General features: G+C 38.9%; 19 protein-coding genes. 11 read left to right on the top strand and 8 right to left on the bottom strand.

All coding sequences use genetic code 11. The features are described from left to right. Positions 1 to 40: 40 nt before the first annotated feature. From pxpB to ACFO3P_RS07150, 4 genes are read left to right on the top strand one after another with little or no spacing between them, the layout of a single operon-like run. Entirely contained in the window at positions 41 to 745 is a 705-nt protein-coding gene (pxpB, locus tag ACFO3P_RS07165) for a 5-oxoprolinase subunit PxpB (protein WP_379542348.1), read from the top strand. Continuing rightward, positions 726 to 1,493, top strand: a complete 768-nt coding sequence (locus tag ACFO3P_RS07160) for a 5-oxoprolinase subunit PxpA (protein ID WP_379542347.1) — start codon at positions 726 to 728, stop codon at positions 1,491 to 1,493. The genes pxpB and ACFO3P_RS07160 overlap by 20 nt, the downstream gene beginning before the upstream one ends. Continuing rightward, positions 1,483 to 2,481, top strand: coding sequence for a 5-oxoprolinase subunit C family protein (locus ACFO3P_RS07155; protein ID WP_212929098.1), 999 nt, complete (start codon positions 1,483 to 1,485; stop codon positions 2,479 to 2,481). Before ACFO3P_RS07160 ends, ACFO3P_RS07155 begins: the two co-directional genes overlap by 11 nt. After that, positions 2,453 to 3,202 carry a putative hydro-lyase gene (locus ACFO3P_RS07150; RefSeq protein ID WP_212929103.1) on the top strand — a complete coding sequence of 250 codons (750 nt, stop codon included), beginning with the start codon at positions 2,453 to 2,455 and terminating at the stop codon, positions 3,200 to 3,202. Before ACFO3P_RS07155 ends, ACFO3P_RS07150 begins: the two co-directional genes overlap by 29 nt. A 77-nt stretch (positions 3,203 to 3,279) precedes the next feature. On the opposite strand, the gene ACFO3P_RS07145 is transcribed toward ACFO3P_RS07150, so the two are convergent. The 5 genes from ACFO3P_RS07145 to ACFO3P_RS07125 all read right to left on the bottom strand — a co-directional run bounded on the left by ACFO3P_RS07145 (position 3,280) and on the right by ACFO3P_RS07125 (position 9,114). Next, positions 3,280 to 3,825 (bottom strand): hypothetical protein, encoded by a 546-nt coding sequence (locus ACFO3P_RS07145; RefSeq protein ID WP_212929097.1) that lies wholly within the window; start codon positions 3,823 to 3,825, stop codon positions 3,280 to 3,282. Between the two features lie 28 nt (positions 3,826 to 3,853). Then, entirely contained in the window at positions 3,854 to 4,384 is a 531-nt protein-coding gene (locus ACFO3P_RS07140; RefSeq protein ID WP_212929096.1) for a hypothetical protein, read from the bottom strand. A gap of 91 nt (positions 4,385 to 4,475) precedes the next feature. Continuing rightward, positions 4,476 to 5,171, bottom strand: a complete 696-nt coding sequence (locus tag ACFO3P_RS07135; protein ID WP_042532351.1) for an LrgB family protein — start codon at positions 5,169 to 5,171, stop codon at positions 4,476 to 4,478. Further along, on the bottom strand, positions 5,164 to 5,532 hold the full coding sequence (locus ACFO3P_RS07130; RefSeq protein ID WP_042532353.1) for a CidA/LrgA family protein: 369 nt from the start codon (positions 5,530 to 5,532) through the stop codon (positions 5,164 to 5,166). Before ACFO3P_RS07130 ends, ACFO3P_RS07135 begins: the two co-directional genes overlap by 8 nt. A 279-nt stretch (positions 5,533 to 5,811) precedes the next feature. Beyond that, a complete protein-coding gene (locus tag ACFO3P_RS07125) occupies positions 5,812 to 9,114 on the bottom strand; it encodes a YhgE/Pip domain-containing protein (RefSeq protein WP_289584752.1) in 3,303 nt (1,100 codons plus the stop codon). Between the two features lie 334 nt (positions 9,115 to 9,448). Between ACFO3P_RS07125 and ACFO3P_RS07120 the strand changes: the two genes are divergently transcribed. Continuing rightward, positions 9,449 to 10,045, top strand: a complete 597-nt coding sequence (locus ACFO3P_RS07120; RefSeq protein ID WP_052484989.1) for a TetR/AcrR family transcriptional regulator — start codon at positions 9,449 to 9,451, stop codon at positions 10,043 to 10,045. 71 nt (positions 10,046 to 10,116) lie between these two features. On the opposite strand, the gene mqo is transcribed toward ACFO3P_RS07120, so the two are convergent. Continuing rightward, positions 10,117 to 11,625 carry a malate dehydrogenase (quinone) gene (gene mqo, locus ACFO3P_RS07115; protein WP_289584798.1) on the bottom strand — a complete coding sequence of 503 codons (1,509 nt, stop codon included), beginning with the start codon at positions 11,623 to 11,625 and terminating at the stop codon, positions 10,117 to 10,119. 264 nt (positions 11,626 to 11,889) lie between these two features. Then, positions 11,890 to 12,753, bottom strand: a complete 864-nt coding sequence (locus tag ACFO3P_RS07110) for a dimethylarginine dimethylaminohydrolase family protein (RefSeq protein WP_256705788.1) — start codon at positions 12,751 to 12,753, stop codon at positions 11,890 to 11,892. Positions 12,754 to 13,260: 507 nt separating this feature from the next. Here ACFO3P_RS07110 and ACFO3P_RS07105 point away from each other — a divergent pair. Beyond that, positions 13,261 to 13,926: a hypothetical protein gene (locus ACFO3P_RS07105; protein ID WP_289584751.1), complete on the top strand. Its 666-nt coding sequence runs from the start codon at positions 13,261 to 13,263 to the stop codon at positions 13,924 to 13,926. A gap of 57 nt (positions 13,927 to 13,983) precedes the next feature. On the opposite strand, the gene ACFO3P_RS07100 is transcribed toward ACFO3P_RS07105, so the two are convergent. After that, positions 13,984 to 14,175 carry a hypothetical protein gene (locus ACFO3P_RS07100; protein WP_042532362.1) on the bottom strand — a complete coding sequence of 64 codons (192 nt, stop codon included), beginning with the start codon at positions 14,173 to 14,175 and terminating at the stop codon, positions 13,984 to 13,986. Positions 14,176 to 14,452: 277 nt separating this feature from the next. Here ACFO3P_RS07100 and ACFO3P_RS07095 point away from each other — a divergent pair, with 277 nt between their 5' ends. The 5 genes from ACFO3P_RS07095 to ACFO3P_RS07075 all read left to right on the top strand — a co-directional run bounded on the left by ACFO3P_RS07095 (position 14,453) and on the right by ACFO3P_RS07075 (position 18,613). Continuing rightward, complete coding sequence (locus ACFO3P_RS07095; protein ID WP_379542317.1) at positions 14,453 to 15,265, top strand: DUF368 domain-containing protein; 813 nt, start codon at positions 14,453 to 14,455, stop codon at positions 15,263 to 15,265. Positions 15,266 to 15,286: 21 nt separating this feature from the next. After that, positions 15,287 to 15,607 carry a thioredoxin family protein gene (locus ACFO3P_RS07090; protein WP_042532366.1) on the top strand — a complete coding sequence of 107 codons (321 nt, stop codon included), beginning with the start codon at positions 15,287 to 15,289 and terminating at the stop codon, positions 15,605 to 15,607. A gap of 248 nt (positions 15,608 to 15,855) precedes the next feature. After that, on the top strand, positions 15,856 to 16,545 hold the full coding sequence (locus ACFO3P_RS07085) for a response regulator transcription factor (RefSeq protein WP_042532368.1): 690 nt from the start codon (positions 15,856 to 15,858) through the stop codon (positions 16,543 to 16,545). After that, positions 16,542 to 17,897, top strand: coding sequence for a sensor histidine kinase (locus ACFO3P_RS07080; RefSeq protein WP_042532370.1), 1,356 nt, complete (start codon positions 16,542 to 16,544; stop codon positions 17,895 to 17,897). Before ACFO3P_RS07085 ends, ACFO3P_RS07080 begins: the two co-directional genes overlap by 4 nt. An 83-nt stretch (positions 17,898 to 17,980) precedes the next feature. Further along, on the top strand, positions 17,981 to 18,613 hold the full coding sequence (locus ACFO3P_RS07075; protein WP_379542315.1) for a PepSY domain-containing protein: 633 nt from the start codon (positions 17,981 to 17,983) through the stop codon (positions 18,611 to 18,613). Positions 18,614 to 18,652: the final 39 nt, after the last annotated feature.

Here is an 18,652-nt window from a genome sequence, read left to right as displayed (position 1 = left end):
TTGCTATGCAAAATATCATCTTTCAGCCGTTAGGAGAGGGATACGGGTACAGTTTTGCGAACAGGTTTCCTCCCGGCTAAATAAAAAGATCAGGAGCTTTTGCCTTCTGCTAAAAAAAGAGCGTATTAAAGGTATTGTAGAATGGGTTCCTGCCTATGATTGCGTTTCTGTCTATTATTTGCCGGACCAGCTTACGTATCATGCAATCTGTGAAGAATTATCCACTTTATCCAGTTATGCATCACGGGATAAAGTGGAGCAGAGGAATCGGATATTTATTCCAACTTTGTACGGCGGGGAAGCTGGTTCTGATTTAGACCATGTCGCCGTTTCTAATCAATTAACAAAAGAAGAAGTGATTGAGAATCATTCAGGTACAGATTATCTTATTTATATGATGGGATTTCTGCCGGGCTTTCCTTATATGGGCGGACTGTCTAAATCCATTTGCACACCGCGGCTGGAAAGCCCGAGATTACATGTGCCGGCAGGATCGGTAGGAATCGCCGGGGAGCAAACGGTGATATACTCATTACAGTCCCCGGGCGGTGCAAATATTATAGGACGTACACCTGTCACCTTGTTTGATTCTTCCCAAGAGAATCCATTTTTATTTCAGGCAGAAGATAAAATCCGCTTTGTTTCGATTACGGAAGAGGAGTATGAAGCAATAGAACAAGCGGTAAAGAACGGCAGCTATAAAGTGAGAAAGGAAGTGTTCCATGATGAAACAAAGAAGCATTGATTTAAACAGTGACTTGGGGGAGAGTTTTGGAGCTTATACGATAGGTCTTGATAACGAAATTTTGGAGGTAGTCACCTCTGCAAACATTGCTTGCGGCTTTCATGCCGGAGATTATAATGTTATGGGAAAAACCGTTAAAATGGCTAAAGAAAAGCAGGTAGGGGTTGGAGCCCATCCAGGCTTTCCAGATTTGATTGGTTTTGGCAGAAGAACCATTCAAGTGGATCCAGATGAAGTTTTTCATTTAACAGCTTACCAAATTGGTGCTTTAAAGGCCTTTTGTAATATTCATGAGGTGCCTATGCAGCATGTGAAACCGCATGGAGCTTTGTTCAATATGGCAGCGAAAGACCGGGAGATTGCTGAAGCAATTGCGAAGGCGACAGCTCAAGTAGATGAACAATTAATTCTCTTTGGGTCATCAGGAAGTGAATTGATTCGTGCGGGAAAAAAATACGGATTAAAAACAGCCTCAGAAGTATTTGCTGACAGAACGTATCAATCGGATGGCTCGTTGACAGCTCGAACAGAAAAAAATGCAATGATTACAGAGGTAGAAAAAGCAATTGAACAAGTACGCAGTATGGTTTTTGAAGGAAAAGTCACCTCCGTTGATGGAGAGGAAGTCCAGGTGGAAGCCGACACCATCTGTGTCCATGGAGATGGACAGCATGCCCTTCTGTTTGCAAAGGAATTGCGGCAGCGTTTGGAACAAGAAGGGATTCGGATGAAACGTGTTGGAGAATAAAGCGGAGCAGCAGCCGCTTTTTAAAGTAATTAAACCGGGACTGTTAACAACCATCCAAGACTTGGGAAGAACCGGCTTTCAAAAATACGGGGGTGTTGTCTCCGGAGCAATGGATCCATTCGCTTTCCAGACAGCCAATCTCTTAGTGGGAAATAGAAGAGATGAGGCCTGTCTGGAAATAACCATGATGGGTCCGGAGCTGGTTGTATTATCGGAAGCAACGATAGCTATTTGTGGCGCAGATTTAAGTCCTATGATAAATGGCAAAGCCGCACCGATGTGGAAATCAATCCAGCTTAAAAAGGATGATTATGTGACGTTTGGCGCTCCTCAATCGGGGGTGCGGACTTATTTATATGTTTCGGGCGGGTTTGACTCACCAGTAGTTATGGGTAGTAAATCAACTTACCAAAAAGCTGGAATTGGGAAGCACGTTGAAAAGAAAGATACGATTTTCGGTTATGCGGTGAATGGAAAAGCAGGAGTTGGATTAATGCATACAGAAATCCCCAGGTACCGCAAGGAGGTAGAGCTTCGTGTCGTGAAAGGCCCACATACGGAGCGATTTACAAAGGAAGGAATAGATAACTTTTTCAATAACGTACATCTTGTTAGTCCGCAGGCAGACCGGATGGGGTATCGGCTTCAATCCAAGGCTATTGCTCATAAAAATGGAGCAGGTATTTGGTCGGATGCCATTCCGTTTGGAGGTGTGCAAGTGCCGGTGAATGGCCAGCCAATCATATTGATGGCTGACCGGCAAACGACTGGGGGATATACGAGAATTGCTACAGTTATTTCTGTTGACCTTTCCAAAGTAGCTCAGCTTGTCCCGGGCGGCAAAATTTGTTTCCGGGAGGTAGATGTCGAAGAGGCACAAAAACTTTATAGGGAAAGAGAACAGTTTTTACTTCAAATAAAATATTTTTGCAGAGGTGATAGCAGTGTTAAAGGAAAGAATGGCTATTCGAAAAGGAGAGTGGGCTAAACCCACAGCAGGGCTGGCTCCAACTCATGTACAGGCAAACCTGGTCATTGTTCCAAAGAAGCATGCGTATGACTTTCTCTTATTTTGTATGCGAAATCCGAAGTCTTGCCCATTGATTGAAGTGACGGATGCTGGCTCCTATACACCTGTAAGCTCTGCGCCGGATGCAGATATCAGAACGGATATTCCGAGATATCGAATTTTTAGACACGGGAAGCTGGCAGATGAAGTGATGGATATTACAGAAGAATGGCGTGAGGATTTTATCAGCTTTTTGATTGGATGCAGCTTTACCTTTGAAAATGCTTTAAGGGCGGCTGGAATTCCTTTGAGGCATATAGAAAACAAACAAAATGTTACGATGTATGAAACCAATGTGCCCTGTCATGGGGCAGGGGACTTTCAAGGGAATCTGGTGGTTTCCATGCGTCCGATTCGCGCAGATCATGTGCCCGCAACTGTTCAAATCACATCGGCCTTCCCAACGATGCATGGCGCACCGGTACAGGTTGGTTATCCAGAGAAGCTGGGAATCAAAAACCTGCAGGCCCCTGAATATGGTGATCCTGTAGAAATAAAGGAAGATGAAATTCCAGTGTTTTGGGCGTGTGGTGTAACACCGCAGCTTGTAGCACTTCAAGCAAAAATTGAAATAATGATCACACATGCTCCAGGACATATGTTTATTACAGATTTGCTGGATTCTGAAATAGGAAGATGAGTTTGTAGAACGATTGAAGCTGCCAAAAGCGCCTAATCACTTTAAAGATTACGGCGCTTTGAATCATTTTGCTGGATTCATTGAACATATCTCTCATCAAAATATTCAATATCATCGATGTACCATTTATTATCTATTTTCATCATCGTAATATTGTCGTACAGCTCGTATTTGGAATCCTGATCAGGAATATCGGATGGCAAGGTGATACGAATCTCTGTGCCTACGATTTTATCGTCCTGTGTCAGCCAGGATGATACGCCTTTTCTTCTGGAAGCTTCAATTTGAGAATAGCGGAATCCGTCACCCGTATTTGTTAGAAAAAAAGTGATATTTTCAGGAGTTTCTTCATAATCCGGATTTCCTTCCATGCTGTTTCGGATTTGATAGGCAACTTTTCTGGAAAAATCACCTGAAAAATATTCGCCCAGCTGATCGTCAACTGTTTCGATGACCTCTTCCGGATCATCTGAATCAATAATAAGGTCGCCGTGATTTAATTCATGAATAAAGTCTTCCAGTACGTCCAGGCTTCCCACTTCTGCCTTGTCATGAGAATCAACGCAGCCAGATAATATAATAAAGATACATAAATATAGCACAGACCCAAAAATATTTCGCAAAGCGTTCCTTCCTTCCTTTCTGCCTTCCTTATCTGTCCTTTCCTAATCTTTCTAATTCTTCTCCATTTGAGTCATACTCGGTAATCCAATAGACATGATATTTATCCATTAACGTATCTAAGCTCTCTGCAAATTCTTTATTTTTATCAGCAATTGGCATGCTGTTTTCATTGAATTTCTCCAAAGCAATTTCTGTTTCTGATTCCGTACTGTCAGGGTTTAACTCATCAGCAAGCACTTGGAATAATGCTAATAAATAAGACTCTCTGTCTAATAGTAATTCGTTTAAATCATTAACAGCACGATATTCCAAATCTGTCTGCTCCAGATAGTCAACACTTTTTGTTAAAACAGGCAATATATCGTTTTCGATAATAAGTAACATTTCTTCGGCATCCTCTGCCCAATTAAGAGAGGAGTATGTAGAACTATCTATCTCCCAGTTCTCCATCCAATGATTATAAAAGGCAATCAGTTCATCGCCTTTTTGACTTTTATTAAAACAGCCGGAAAGAAGCAGTATGCCAGCCAATCCAAAGAATAGCCAAACCCTTTTCAACAAAGCCACCTCCTTGCATTGCTAAGTAATAACAGCGCAATACAGAAACAAGATACAGCGTACCTTTTATGTACAAAAATAACGAATGTTTTCATGATGTAATAAATAATAATAAGAATATCGGAACAAGAAAAGAAACAACCACAGCACTGAGTGTCATAGATAAAGCACTGATGGCGCCTTCCATTTCACTGTCCTCTAATACTTTTGCCGTCCCTATTGCATGAGAAGCCGTTCCAATACTGAGTCCTTTAGCAATGGGATGCTCAATCCGGCAAATTTTTAAAATAACAGGCCCAAACATTGCTCCGCTGACACCAGCTAACATAACGAATACAGCAATTAGGGAAATATTCCCGCCTGCTGTGTCCGTAATACTGATCGCAATAGGAGCAGTTACAGATTTAGCAGCAACAGTCTGAATCAGCCAGTCATCAAAACCTAATAGCTTTGCTCCTGCTATTCCAGTAAAAACACCGGTCAGAGAACCGGCAAATATACCGATACCTATCGCACCTGCATATTTTTTGATTAAGTGAATTTCTCTGTATAAAGGAACAGCCAGAGAGACAACGATAGGACCGAGAAAAAGATCAATCCACTGCCCGCCAATCATATAGGTTTCATAAGAGATTCCTGTTAAGGATAAGAAAATGACCATACTTGCCGTACAAAGGAAAATAGGCATGGTAAATGGGCTTGGTTTCCTTCGATATATCCTCTTGGATAACCGGTACAGGATAAACGTTCCTGCAATTGCCGTTATCCCAATAAAGAAATTAGTCATAGGATTTCACCTCTTTTTTTAAGATGAAATTTGTTACAATCCCACTGACACCGATAACAATAAAGGTACTAACAATAACCAATAGAATGGTCAAGCTGCCTTTGCCATAAAAAAAGGTTAAGTACTGGATAATTCCAATGGTAACCGGGATAAAGAAAAATGGGATATCTTTTAAAAGAAAATCAACACCAGCCTGCATCCACGTTAAAGGAATTATTTTGAAAAATAACAGGCTGAAAAGCAGCAGCATCCCAATAAGACTGCCGGGAATACTCAGGGAGAAGAAGCCTTGAATAAGCTGGCCAATAAAATTAAAAAGAAATAAAATACCAATTTGTAAAATCATTATGAAATACTTCACTATAAACCTCCGTTGTTATTCTCCATTTTGAACAGCCTTTAAAAAAGAAAAGATACTAATCATTTTATCAGAAAACGTGTCATTCGTTAAAGGGCGTTTTGAAAGCATATTTCCTTTCTTGAAAATCTTGATAATCTGGAACGCGACCCGTTGATGAAAAAAGATTTTTGTTGTCTGTCCCTTCTAAATAGAAAAAGTAGGATTGCATAAAAAAACAGCCCGGCAAAGCGCTGGCCAGGCTGTTTGTAATCTTAATATTATTACATGATCATCATTTTGTTAATCAATCATATTACTTTTCTTGCTCTTAAGATAGGCTTTATGAACACGCGGTGCAATCCATGGCCGGAAAGTATATCCTAACAGAATAAAGATAGCCGGGAAAATCGCCAGTATAAGGAATCGGTTGTAAACAACAGACCATACAATACCGCCGGTCGCTTCTCTTAGAATATCAATAGCATACGTGAACGGCAGGAATGGGTGAATAGCCTGGAAAAATTCCGGCGCTACTTGGATTGGAAACATTCCGCCGCCGCCTGATAATTGCAGAATCATAAAGATAATCGCAATCGCCTTTCCGACGTTTCCAAATAAGGAAACTAACGTGTATACGATAATCATAAACGCTAACGCAATCAAGACGCTAAAGAGTGTAAAGTAAACAGGGTGTGCCATATAAGCATCGAGTATAAAGATATTGCCGAGCGAAACAATGACCGCTTGTAAAATAGCTACAATCAAGAACAAGGTCATTCGGCCAAGATAAATATCTCTTAAGCTGAATTCTTCTCTATTTTTATCTTTTAGATCCGTTGTAATCAAATTACAAAGCAGTAATGCACCAACCCATATTGCCAGCACAGTGTAGAATGGTGTGTTGGCTGAACCGTAGTTCGGGATAGGGAATAATTTTTCTTCATCCAGTTGTACCGGACGGGAGAAATACTCTGTTTCATCACTCAAGTCATTCTGCAATGCAGCAATTAATTCCTCGATAATTTGATCGTCTTCCATCTGTTTTATCCGGTCATAGGCATTTTGAATATCCTCTTTGTATCCTGGCCAATCATCACGGATAAAGTCGGCCATTTCCCCAATAGCTTCCTGCGCTTCCGGTAAATTATCCTGCACAAGGGAATTCAAATTCTCATATTGGGCAATTAAATCATCCATATCGTTTGTAACAAAGCCGGCTAAATTATTTATTTCATCTTCTAAATGCGGCATATCATTCTGGAAAAAGCCGCTTGCCATATCCACACCATTTTTAAATTCAGGGAAGTGTTGATTTACAGTATCAGAGACATCACTGAATTGTTCTTCATAATATGGTAAGTTCTCATTTAAAAGGTTTAAATAATATTGGGAATCATTAACAACTGTTGCTGCTTCCGATAAATAATTAGAAGCTAAATCAGTATATTCCAATGCGGCACTTAACTTGGAATCTGCATCATTTAACCTATTTTCTAACGTAGTGAAAGCATTATTCACAAATGGTTCTAATGTGTCCTCGTTAAAGGTTTGTAACGTATTCAAATCATTTATGGCGTTATCCTTCACGTCTTCTAACTGGCTAAGGTCTAAATTTCCGTTTTCCAGAAAATCAATGACATTATTTAAATTAAAATCGCCGCTTTCAAGAGCCTCTTGAATGTTATCCAACTCCTCTTTATTCTCCGGAGTTTCTAATAAAGCAAGTGAGTTCTCCGTGCTTGTAATAGAGGATTGAAGCCCTTCAATACTGTCCTGAATCGCTTGAAGTTGCTCTTCTGCATACTCTGCCCGGTCAGGATTTTCCTTCATGGCAATCAATTCAGGCAGTTGCTGTATATTGCTTTTAGCAAGGTCTATATTTTGATCCAATACATTGGAAATTTCATCAAAAGCCTGCATCGTATCGTCATGAAGTTCATTAATGACTTGGTCGATTTCTTCATCACGCTGCTGCGTTTCCGGTGTATCTTCGGATTGCTCTGTTTCTTCTGCAGCATTATCATTATTTTCTTCGCTTTCTTGTTCTGTGTTTTCTTCCGCGTCATTGCTGCTTTTTTCGTTATTCTCTTCGGTACCTTCTTCGGCATTGTCACTATTCTCATCGGTTTCTTCGTTCTCTTCATTTTGTGAGGTATCTGGAACAAATTCAGCATTTGCTAAATCTTCTTTGACCTCATCGAAAGAGGATTGGTAATCAGCTATTGCTTCATTTAACGTAGTTATATCTTCTTCCGTAAAATTATCCGCTTCTATTTTAGTAAGCATATCCTCTAATTCAGCAGAAAGTTCATTTCCTTGCTCTTTTGTTCCGTCAGCAGTACTGCTTAATTTATCTAAGGACTCATTTGATTCCAGACTGTCTGAATTACGAAGCTCTTCTAGCATTTCTTCCAGCTTACCTTGAGAATCACCAACTGAATCCTTTACGTTATTCACAAAATCAGGTGTTACGGATTCTTCTGTATTAAAATCAAAGGAAGGCAGTCCATTGATAATTTCCTCCGCTTCATTGATTCGGCTGTTGACAAGCTCTGATACTTCATCGGTTGCTTGTTCGGCCTCTTCTAACGTGTCCTGTGCATTATCAACCTGGTTTTGATAGTCCTGAATTTGATTATTGATCTCTGGAATACGTTCTTGTACATCTGCTAGCGTATCGCCGGCAGTAATACTTGCTGCATAAGCATCCTCCAGTCCCTGATTAATCGCAGGGAAATATTGCTGGATAGAGCTGATTCGAGTTAAAGCATTTTCGATGTCAGGCATGGATTGATTTAATTCAACCACTGCATTTCCAAGCCGATTGATATCATCCAGATGAGACTGGGCAGTCAGAATCTGATCTCCGCCTTCCCGAATGTTCGACTCGTACTCCTGTAAGCTGTCTAATGTATCTGCATAGTTCTGAATCGTATCTTGATCTTCGTCTAACTGAACAATAAGGTCGCCTGCTTCATCAATATCATCAATGTGATCATGCAGATTATAAACAGCATCTCTTATTTTTTGCATGGTAGGCAGATTTTCTTCAAGCTCTATCCCTGCGTTATTAAATTCTTCCAGCAATGTTTTTGCCGTTGTCTGCACAAATTCATCATTAATGGTTTCTGTGATTTGTGTAGCTCCGGTGCTGGTCATTTTAGGAGCAATGGCATTGACCTTTTCATTCACTTTATATTGGACGATGGCGCTTCTTGGTTCTTCATTAAGTATACTGGCTACATCCTCCGAAAAGCTTTCAGGAATATGAATTGTTGCAAAGTATTCTCCTGTATATACCTTTTCATCTGCTTCTTCAATGGAATCATCGAACTGCCAGCCTAACGAATCATTTTCCTTTAAGTTTTCTATCAGTTCGTCTCCCATATTAATGGATTGGTCTTCCACTTCCGTCCCGGTATCATCACTGACTACGCCAATTTTGATTCCCTCTGTATTGGAGTAAGGGTCCCAGGATGCTTTTATATTAAACCAGGCATAAAAAGAAGGGAGGATGGCTAACCCAATAATTAAAATAAGAACAGAAGGAACCCGAATGATGTTTTTCATATCTTGTTTAGTAATTTTAAAAGCTTTTTTCAAAAAAATTCTCCTCTTTTCTCGATCGGGTAAATAAAAAATTATAAAATGTGTTATTATTTCAGAATCAATGCTAACATCTATAGTTGATATAAAAGAATAAATATGTTGTCTTCCTCTGGCGGTTGCACATAATAAATTCAATGTAGTTTCTCACCTATAGATTTTGGTTATGTGTCTTATTTTATGCTTTATACATACAGATTGAAGTATCCAATGGCTGCCAGAATCAGTACTTTTAATTTTTTAATGTTCATCTTTTACTAGAAGTATGGTATCATAAAAATAAATGAATGACAATCAGTCAGTTTTAAAATTTTCAAAAGGGGGCATAGTAGTGGCTAGAATATCAAATAAAAAAGAGCTTATTTTAGAGAGTGCCTATCAGATTTTTAAAGAAAAAGGGCTGGAAGATACGCGTGTCTCCCAGATTGTGAAAAAAGCCGGGATTGCTCAAGGAACATTTTATTTATACTATAACAGCAAAATGGATGTTCTCCCGGATTTAGCACAGCAAATCATCTCCAATTATACGCAATACCTTACAGAGCATGGAGATATAGAAGCTGGGCTGGATGCTAATTTACGCCTGGCAATAGATCGTATTTTTGAAGTGAACCAGGAAGATAGAACAATCCCTTCGATTGTTTACGCAGGGATTACCAGAAGCGGGGATATCGATAAGTGGAAGGTCATTTATCGTCCATTATATGATCTGATTGCTGACTATCTGAAGGCTGCAAAAGCAAATGGAGAAATCCGGGAAGATATCCATCCGGATTATTATAGTGAATTTGTAATATCTTTAATTGAATCTACGGCAAGAGGCTTGATTTTATTTCAGCATTCTCCGGAGGAAGTGGAAAAATATAAAGAAGAGCTGTCATCCTTTATATTGAATGCTGTGTCTTGGACTCCGATAAAAGTAATTTAAATTAAAAAGACTTCGATTCTAGTATTTTTATAGAAGCGAAGTCCTTTTATTATTCATTCGTATGAACCTTCTTAGCTTAATAATACTTCCTTTTCTGCTTCTAATTGCAATGTGTCATTCATTTCCTTGTTTAAATCAGCAAATAAATCAGGGTGATCGGATAACGAAACACCGTATGATGGAATCATTTCCTTGATTTTCGGCTCCCATTTTGTGAAATGATGCGGGAAGCAGCGCTGAAGTACATCAAGCATGACATCAACAGAGACAGATGCTCCAGGGGAAGCGCCGAGTAAAGCCGCAATCGAACCATCTTCTGCAGTGATTACCTCGGTCCCGAATTGAAGGGTCCCTTTTCCGCCTGTATCGGTATCCTTAATAACCTGTACCCGCTGACCAGCAACTACAATATCCCATTCTCCGCTCTTGGCATTAGGAATGAATTCGAGTAAGTCTTCCATTCTTTTTTCATCTGACAGGAGCACCTGCTGAATAAGATATTTTGTCAGGGCCATTTCCTTCGCCCCGGCTGCCAGCATAGTGGTTAAATTATTTGGCTTGATAGATCCAAATAAATCCAAGTTTGAACCGGTTTTTAAAAACTTCGGTGAAAATCCAGCGAAAGGACCAAATAATAAGGAGCGTTTTCCGTTAATAAACCGAGTATCTAAATGCGGGACAGACATTGGCGGAGCACCGACTTTTGCTTTTCCATAAACCTTCGCGTGATGCTGTTCAACAACTTCCGGATTATTACAAACCATAAATAATCCGCTCACCGGGAATCCGCCAATATGCTTTGATTCCGGGATATTTGTTTTTTGTAATAAAGGCAGACTGCCGCCTCCAGCACCAATAAATACAAATCGTGCTTTATGATAAGAAACTTTGCCGTTGAATAGATTCTTAACTTTCACTTTCCATAATTGATCTTTCGTACGAGTAATCGATTCTACCTCATGCTTAAAGTAGAGCCGTGTCCCGCCTTGTTCCTCCAGTTGATCAAACAGTTTTCGCGTTAAGCTTCCAAAATTGATATCGGTACCTGACTCAATTTTGGAAGCGGCAATAGCCTCATTATCATTACGTCCATCCATCATAAGCGGAATCCATTCTTTTAACTTTTCTTCATCATCCGTAATCTCCATGCCTTCAAATAATGGATTATCCTTTAGAGCTTCTACACGTTTCTTTAGAAATTCCACATTTTTTTCACCTTCTACAAAGCTTAAATGCGGTACGTTTTGAATAAAATCACCAGGGTTTTCTAATATACCCTGTTTCACCAGGTAAGACCAATATTGTTTCGAAAGTTGAAATTGTTCATTTATTTTTATTGCTTTCGTAATATCAAGCGTGCCATCTGCCTGTTCCGGTGTATAGTTCATTTCGCATAGAGCCGAGTGTCCTGTGCCGGCATTATTCCATGCATCCGAACTTTCCCGCGCAGTCTGGTCAAGTTTTTCAAAAACATTAATCTGCCATTCCGGTTGCAGTGTTTTTAATAAGGAGCCAATCGTGGCACTCATGATTCCACCACCGATTAAAATGACATCTGTTTGATTCGTATCTTTCCTCATCATCGTCACAAACCTTCCTAAACTAAAATTCTTGCATGTATACTCTTACAAAATAGAATTCTCTAAAAATAACGGTCCAGCTGTTATTTAAATAAACAGTTACCCATATTAATCTATTATACTCCTTTTTGATAAAAGAAAAAAGATGTTTCACGTAATCGAATGATTATAAGTACAAATAAAGGGTGAAAAGGTCCTGCTAAAGGGGGAAGATGACTGCAAAAAAACTGCGAAAGCTGATCTATTTGCATCAGCGCCCGCAGTTTAAGATGACTTCTTCCGATAAAGGGGAAGCGTACAGCATCGGAAGGATCCTCCGGATTTAATAATTTCAGAAAAAGGAACTTCTATAATATGATAGCCAAGCTCTTTCAATAGATGATTCACCCGTTTATTTTCAGGAAGGCTGATTACTTTTTTATCTCCGATAGACAGGATGTTTGGCGCCATACTGAATTGTTCCTCTTTGGTTACTTCGATTAATGTATAATGCTCCTTCATCATTTGATAGGCAGCTTCACTCATTCCATCCCGGTAAATTAACGCCTGTGCGCCCTCCAGGATATTAAATACACAATCCAAATGAAGAATATCCTCCTGCAATGGAACAGCGGTAACCTCCAGATGAGGGAATTGCTCACAGAGATAATCGATTGCTGCCTGATTTGTGCGCTGGCTTAAGCCAATCCAAATACGATTGTTGTCAAGAATCACATCTCCGCCCTCTATACTTGTGTTGGAAAAAGAAGTATAGTCCAGTTGTTTGTCCCGAAGCCACTTTTTTAAAAGAATGGTTTCTTCCTTGCGAATATCCCGGTCCATATTAGCCGCGAATAATGTATCATGAAGTGTAAAACCAATGTCCCGGGTAAAAACTTGCTCATTTAAATTTGGCTTTGCCGGGAGGGAAATGACTTCGACATCGTTATCCTCCAGCGTTTTTACAAAGAAATCATGTTGTTCGGTTGCTTTTTTTATATCAATATTCTCGGTTGCATAATAAGCCTGTGTTTCATTAATAACCGTTGTAATTTTCATATAATCTGGCGGGACAACGATGACTTGCTGTAATGGGTCAAATTCATTTTGACAGTGAATGATATATTTTTCATTTTCCTTATTATCCATATAGACTGTGCCCCCAATTTTTCCTTAAGGTAACTTGTTTCCGTAAATTTATTATATGTATTAAATGATGAGGATGCAACGAACTTGGTGGGGCGAGTAATCGCAGCAATGATGTCAGAGTAATACGCCGCTGCGAAAAAACACTACGCTTTCCATGGGCTTGTGCTCAGCCTCCTCAAAAAAAGAAGTTCGCTTTTTTTCTACGGGTCTTCACCCTACGCTTTCCCATTCGAGCCTCTGTATTTTTCCTTCGCTAGATAGTTTTTTACTACCCATTTGTAACAAATATAATATTCAATAAACTCATTAACCTGACAACATTGGTAATCGCAGTCCCATACCAACACCAATGCTTAAAAACAAAATTGGTCATTCATACATTATCCGCGGCTTAACTAGCAGTAAAAACTTCATTGATATGTTTCAAGAATCTTTAAGAAATCATACCTTTAAGCAGATATCCTTAGGGTACTAACTTTTAAGCTGATGAGGCAGAAAAACGTTAGAGTGAATAAAATATCGCTTTATCTTATTATGGCGCAGATTGCTAAAAAAATCCATCTATCGTATGTTATGATGAAAATGATAAATTTGTATCGGAAAGAGGATAATGGTTGGAAGATATACGGCACAGAAACAATCGATACAACCTTTGTTGATGAGGAAGGCAATGAGATTAGCGATGCTTATACTGGGATGGAATACAGCGGTCAGGATATCGAACAGCTGGACGGAGAGTATGCCGATGCTATAAAAAAATTAGATTTCAGCTCGGTTGATGATACATTAACCGTAGCGTACTATACGGAAGAAGTGGGTTATGCCATTGCTGATATCATGATTGGAAATAATCCGCTCCAGCAATTAACTGTCGAAGTATTAGCAGATATGAAGGATTATTTGACGATTGAAGAATATATAGATCAATGGATGAGCACGGCAGAGGAATTAGGCTCCGTTGAAATAAATATTTTAGAACAAGAGGAAGATTATGCTATCTTTCCTTCTGGTATGACAGAGGCTACCCCGGAATTTGCAGAGCAATTTCAGGTCAGCAAGGTATATCTTGACGGCAAAGATATTTACACAATCGATTATACCCAACTGAATGACAGTGAAATCGATGATGAAGAAATAGATAGAAGGGTACAGATATTAAAGGAAATGGAGTAATATAAAATATGAAAATCTCCTCGTCACTACAGTACAGTGGATAACGGGGAGATTTTTTTAGATTTCCTTCTTTTTCTTTTTAGAGACTTTTTCATTCGGAATGTATTTTGAAAAGTGTACGGCAAAAATAAGGCATACTAATGCAAGCCCCCATGCAACAACGCCGCTCCAATACAGCTGCAATTTAGCTCCAATATAGATGATAAGAATACTTACTAAAAAAAGAATTAATGTTAAATACCGTTTCATCTTCCTTCCCCCTAAAAATCTGAACACAACGATATATATAATGATGGTTATTATCTAGTTTTTCTTTTCTATTTTAATCTATACCAACAGTATAAAGGATATGTCAATCATCGTCATGATAAAAGCCTTTTTAATATATGTATGCTGCTTTATTTCTGTAAATGATATTTGAACAATTTGTAAATTAATGAATAAAACCTTTTCTAAAGTATATTTTTCTGACCACTTTTGATAAAATAACCTGGTAGTAATGAAATATGAAGGAGAACAAGCATACATGGAATGGAAAAATGTATATCGTGGTTTAATTATGGGTTCCGTAGAGGTTGTTCCAGGAATAAGCGGGGGAACAATCGCTGTATTATTAGGCATTTATGAACAGTTAATTGCATCAATAAGCGGTTTTTTCAGTAAGGATTGGAAGAAGCATCTTAGCTTTTTAATTCCGTTAGGGGTTGGCATGGTTACAGCCATCTTCTTATTTGCCAGAGTGATTGATTGGCTGTTTACACATTACCCAACGCAAACACAATTTTTCTTTTTAGGACTGGTTATTGGAGTAATTCCGTTCTTATATCAAAAGGCAGAAGGGAAAACAAAGTTCCAGGCAAAACAGTATATATTGCTGATTATTGGGTTCATTGTTGTTAGCGGATTGGGAATTTTAAATCCGAATGAGGGACAGGTTATTCAAGATATTAATACAGATACGTATATCTTATTATTTATTGCGGGATTTATCGGCAGCAGTGTGATGATGGTGCCGGGAATTAGCGGATCTATGATAATGATGCTGCTTGGTGTATATCCAACGATAATGGCTGCCATCAGTAATTTTCAGTTTTCTGTTATCATTGTGGCAGGTGCGGGGATTGCACTTGGTTTTATTATTATGAGTAAAATTATTGCTTATTTTTTAAGAAATTATTTTGCAAGTACCTACGCGATTATCATCGGGCTTGTTATCGGTGCCGTTACCATTGTTTTTCCGGGTATCCCGGCAGGCGCTGGAAGTATTATTGTGTGTATCCTTTTATTTATAGGCGGATTAATTGCAGCATTGGCATTGGGCAGATTAGAATATAAATAAAATGGAATGGGAGAGATGATGATGGAAGCAATTAAAACAGAAGCAGCATTTCAAGAAATTATTCAAAGTGAAAAACCGGTAATTATAAAATTCTTTGCAGACTGGTGTCCCGACTGTAAACGTATGGACATGTTCATCGGCGAGGTAATGGAAGAATTCAACGGCTATGACTGGTATGAGGTGAATAGTGATGAAGTGTCTGGATTAGCCGAGAAGTATGAAGTAATGGGCATTCCAAGCATTCTTTTATTCCAAAACGGTGAGAAGATCGCTCATCAGCATAGCGCGTATACCAAAACGCCGGATTCTGTTACAGATTTCTTGAAACAACATCTAGGCTAAAAGGCTTTGACAGCAGGCTTAGACCATGCTTGAATTAAACTGTTTCCCAAAAGGATTGAACGAATAGACAATTCTGCTTGATAAAGCAGAGTGATTTACGTAGGTAATTATTCATTCAGCTGTTTTGGGGACAGTTTTTTTGTATAATTAATTCGTATGCTTTAAATATAAAAAAGTGAAAAAATAACGTACGTTGGACACCCCGGTTAGAGGAAGTGTCATGTTTTCTTTAGAAAGGAGCACAGGCCATGCAGGAACGAATACTTATTGTTGAGGACGAACAAAAAATCAGCCGTGTTTTGCAATTAGAATTAGAATATGAAGGCTACGAAACAATCGTTGCAGCAGATGGCAAACAAGCGCTGGAATATATAGAAGCGGAAGAATGGAGTCTTATTTTATTAGATATTATGATACCTGAATTAAGCGGTCTGGAAGTATTAAGGAGAGTCCGCAGACAGGAGAACGACACCCCGGTTATTTTACTGACTGCCCGTGATGAAGTGTATGATAAAGTGAACGGCCTTGACCTTGGTGCAAATGATTATATAACTAAACCTTTTCAAATTGAAGAATTGCTAGCCCGTATCCGTGCGAATTTACGGAAAACCGTTCAGAGCGGGAGCAGTAATGAAACATTGCAAGTAGGCGATTTACAAATTGACACGGCGGCGCACGAAGTTATCCGGTCAGGTAATATGATTGAATTAACACCTAGAGAATATAATTTATTAGTCTGTCTATTGGAAAATAAAAATAGAGTATTGACACGCGAACAATTAATTGAAAAGGTCTGGGGCTTTGACTATATTGGTGAAACAAATGTGGTAGATGTCTATATCCGCTACCTGCGTCAAAAGATAGATAAAGGATATGATAAAGCATATATTCAAACGATACGTGGCGTAGGCTATTCGATTAAGGAAGGAAGCCAATGACATTACGTAAAAAAATCATTTTATTTTCATCTGTTTTTATGTTTTTGGTGATTGCTATTTCACATACGGCAATTTATTTTCTATTTTACCGAACGGCTTCCAATGGAGAAATCGATCAGCTTCATATCCAGGCAGACGCGTTAGTGTCTACCATTGCCGAAAATAATTCCTTATCGGAAGAAGCAATGGGAGAACTGTTAAAGGCTTATTTGCCAGCGAACGGAATTATTCGAATTATAAATGAAACAGAGAATGATGTTCTTCCTGTGCAGACAAAATCAAATCGTTATACAGACTTGAGTGTAAGTTATACAACATCAGAAACAAGCCGTATTGTCCAAGACGACAACACAGGAAGCAATTTTGCGGTTATCGAAAAACCAATCATTTGGGAAAGTGGCGAAATTGTTACAGTTCAGGTAGCGAATGAACTGGTTTATTTAGATGAAACAATGGGGACATTAACATACGTGCTTTTATTCTCCAGTGCAGTGATACTGATTCCAACTGTTATAGCGAGTATCGTTTTAAGCCGCTTTTTATTAACACCAATTCAAAAGCTAAAGGATACGATGCGACGGAATATCCTTAATAAAAATTGGCAGAAGATTGATGTGGATGAGCGTTCTAAGGATGAGCTTTACGAAATGGAAACCACATTTAATGAAATGATTGACTCCTTAAAAGAAAACTTTGAGAAACAGGAAGCCTTTGTATCCAATGCATCTCATGAACTGAAAACACCTATTCAGATTATCAAAAGCTACGCCCAGCTTATTGAACGTCAAGGAAAGAAGCGTCCGGAATTACTGGATGAATCTGTAGGAGCCATTGATTCAGAGGCTGACCGGATGCAGAAGCTTGTAGAGCAGCTGCTATTATTAGCAAAGCATAAAAATGAGGAACAGAAGCAGGCAGTAAATATACAAACGATAGTAAAGCAGGTTATTCAGACGTTCCAAAAGGCATACCCTGAACGGAGCATTCAGCTGGAAGCCGAAGCTGGAAATTATGAAAGCTTTGGTAATATCGATCAGCTAAAACAAATCCCATATATATTAATTGAAAATGCATTAAAATATAGTGAAGAAGCAGTTCTGGTAACAATGCATACAGATACGGAGAAAACTGTGATTCAATTTAAAGATGATGGGGAAGGTATTGCTCTTGAAGAACAGGAGAAGATTTTCGACCGTTTCTACCGCGTGGATCGTGCCAGAAATCGAGAAACTGGCGGAACGGGCCTTGGATTAGCTATTGCTAAAGAAATCATTGAAAGACATGATGGAGAAATCACCGTGGAGAGTGAAATTGGTCAGGGATCAACATTTACTTGGATTCTTTCCAAATAACATTTTTCTCATCAATTTCTAATCTAGTTATCATGCTTTCATAAAAACTGCTGTTTATACTAGAGAGAAAGGGGGGATAGAGCATGCGTAAAAATATAATCTGGGTGATTGGCGGTCTGATGGTGCTTGGTATTATTGGTTTAACCGTATATCAGACTAATGCTACATCTTCTAATCCGGATCTAAGCAGAGAGGAAATCAGTAACCTTGTCACTGCCCAATATCCCGGTCAACACACAGAACCTGAATTGAGTGTGGAGAATGGGGAACCGGTTTATCAGATGGAAATCACGCAGAATCAAGGTGTCTATTCCTTAAAATTAAATGGAGATACAGGGCAGGTAATTGATTTGACAGCTAAGGAAAAAACAGCTGAACATCATCAAGAGAAAGAAACAGAAAACGATACAGAGCCTGCAAAAGAAGGTGAAAATGAAAATCCAGAATCAAATGAGGACACAGAAACTGCCGAAGAAAAAACAGACAGTAATGCTGATAATCAAGCGGCAGAAAATGATGCTGTGATATCACATGAAGAAGCAATGGAAATTGCCAAAAAAGAATTCCCGGGAGAAGTCACAGATTTGGAAATGGATTCGGATGACGACATTTTAGTTTATGAAATCGAAATTATCAATGGAGAAGATGAAGCTACGATTGAAATTAATGCTTATACGGGGAATATTGTTTCATTGGAAATTGATTTAGATGATTAAAAGTATTATAAAGAAATCCAAACGTATTCTCTTTGAAAG

This window comes from Oceanobacillus aidingensis, assembly GCF_042654105.1.
In the GTDB taxonomy this organism is placed as follows: domain Bacteria; phylum Bacillota; class Bacilli; order Bacillales; family Amphibacillaceae; genus Oceanobacillus; species Oceanobacillus oncorhynchi.
The sequence above is the reverse complement of the archived record's forward strand: the minus strand, read 5'-3'. Positions and strand labels throughout refer to the sequence as shown.

Coding starts and splice junctions, on each gene's coding strand:
- ACFO3P_RS07090 (WP_042532366.1), top strand. CDS start 15,287: ATGGAAGCAATTAAAACAGAAGCAGCATTTCAAGAAATTATTCAAAGT.
- ACFO3P_RS07160 (WP_379542347.1), top strand. CDS start 726: ATGAAACAAAGAAGCATTGATTTAAACAGTGACTTGGGGGAGAGTTTT.
- ACFO3P_RS07110 (WP_256705788.1), bottom strand. CDS start 12,753: ATGGATAATAAGGAAAATGAAAAATATATCATTCACTGTCAAAATGAA.
- mqo (WP_289584798.1), bottom strand. CDS start 11,625: ATGAGGAAAGATACGAATCAAACAGATGTCATTTTAATCGGTGGTGGA.
- ACFO3P_RS07150 (WP_212929103.1), top strand. CDS start 2,453: ATGGCTATTCGAAAAGGAGAGTGGGCTAAACCCACAGCAGGGCTGGCT.
- ACFO3P_RS07135 (WP_042532351.1), bottom strand. CDS start 5,171: ATGACTAATTTCTTTATTGGGATAACGGCAATTGCAGGAACGTTTATC.
- ACFO3P_RS07095 (WP_379542317.1), top strand. CDS start 14,453: ATGGAATGGAAAAATGTATATCGTGGTTTAATTATGGGTTCCGTAGAG.
- ACFO3P_RS07080 (WP_042532370.1), top strand. CDS start 16,542: ATGACATTACGTAAAAAAATCATTTTATTTTCATCTGTTTTTATGTTT.
- ACFO3P_RS07100 (WP_042532362.1), bottom strand. CDS start 14,175: ATGAAACGGTATTTAACATTAATTCTTTTTTTAGTAAGTATTCTTATC.
- ACFO3P_RS07085 (WP_042532368.1), top strand. CDS start 15,856: ATGCAGGAACGAATACTTATTGTTGAGGACGAACAAAAAATCAGCCGT.
- ACFO3P_RS07075 (WP_379542315.1), top strand. CDS start 17,981: ATGCGTAAAAATATAATCTGGGTGATTGGCGGTCTGATGGTGCTTGGT.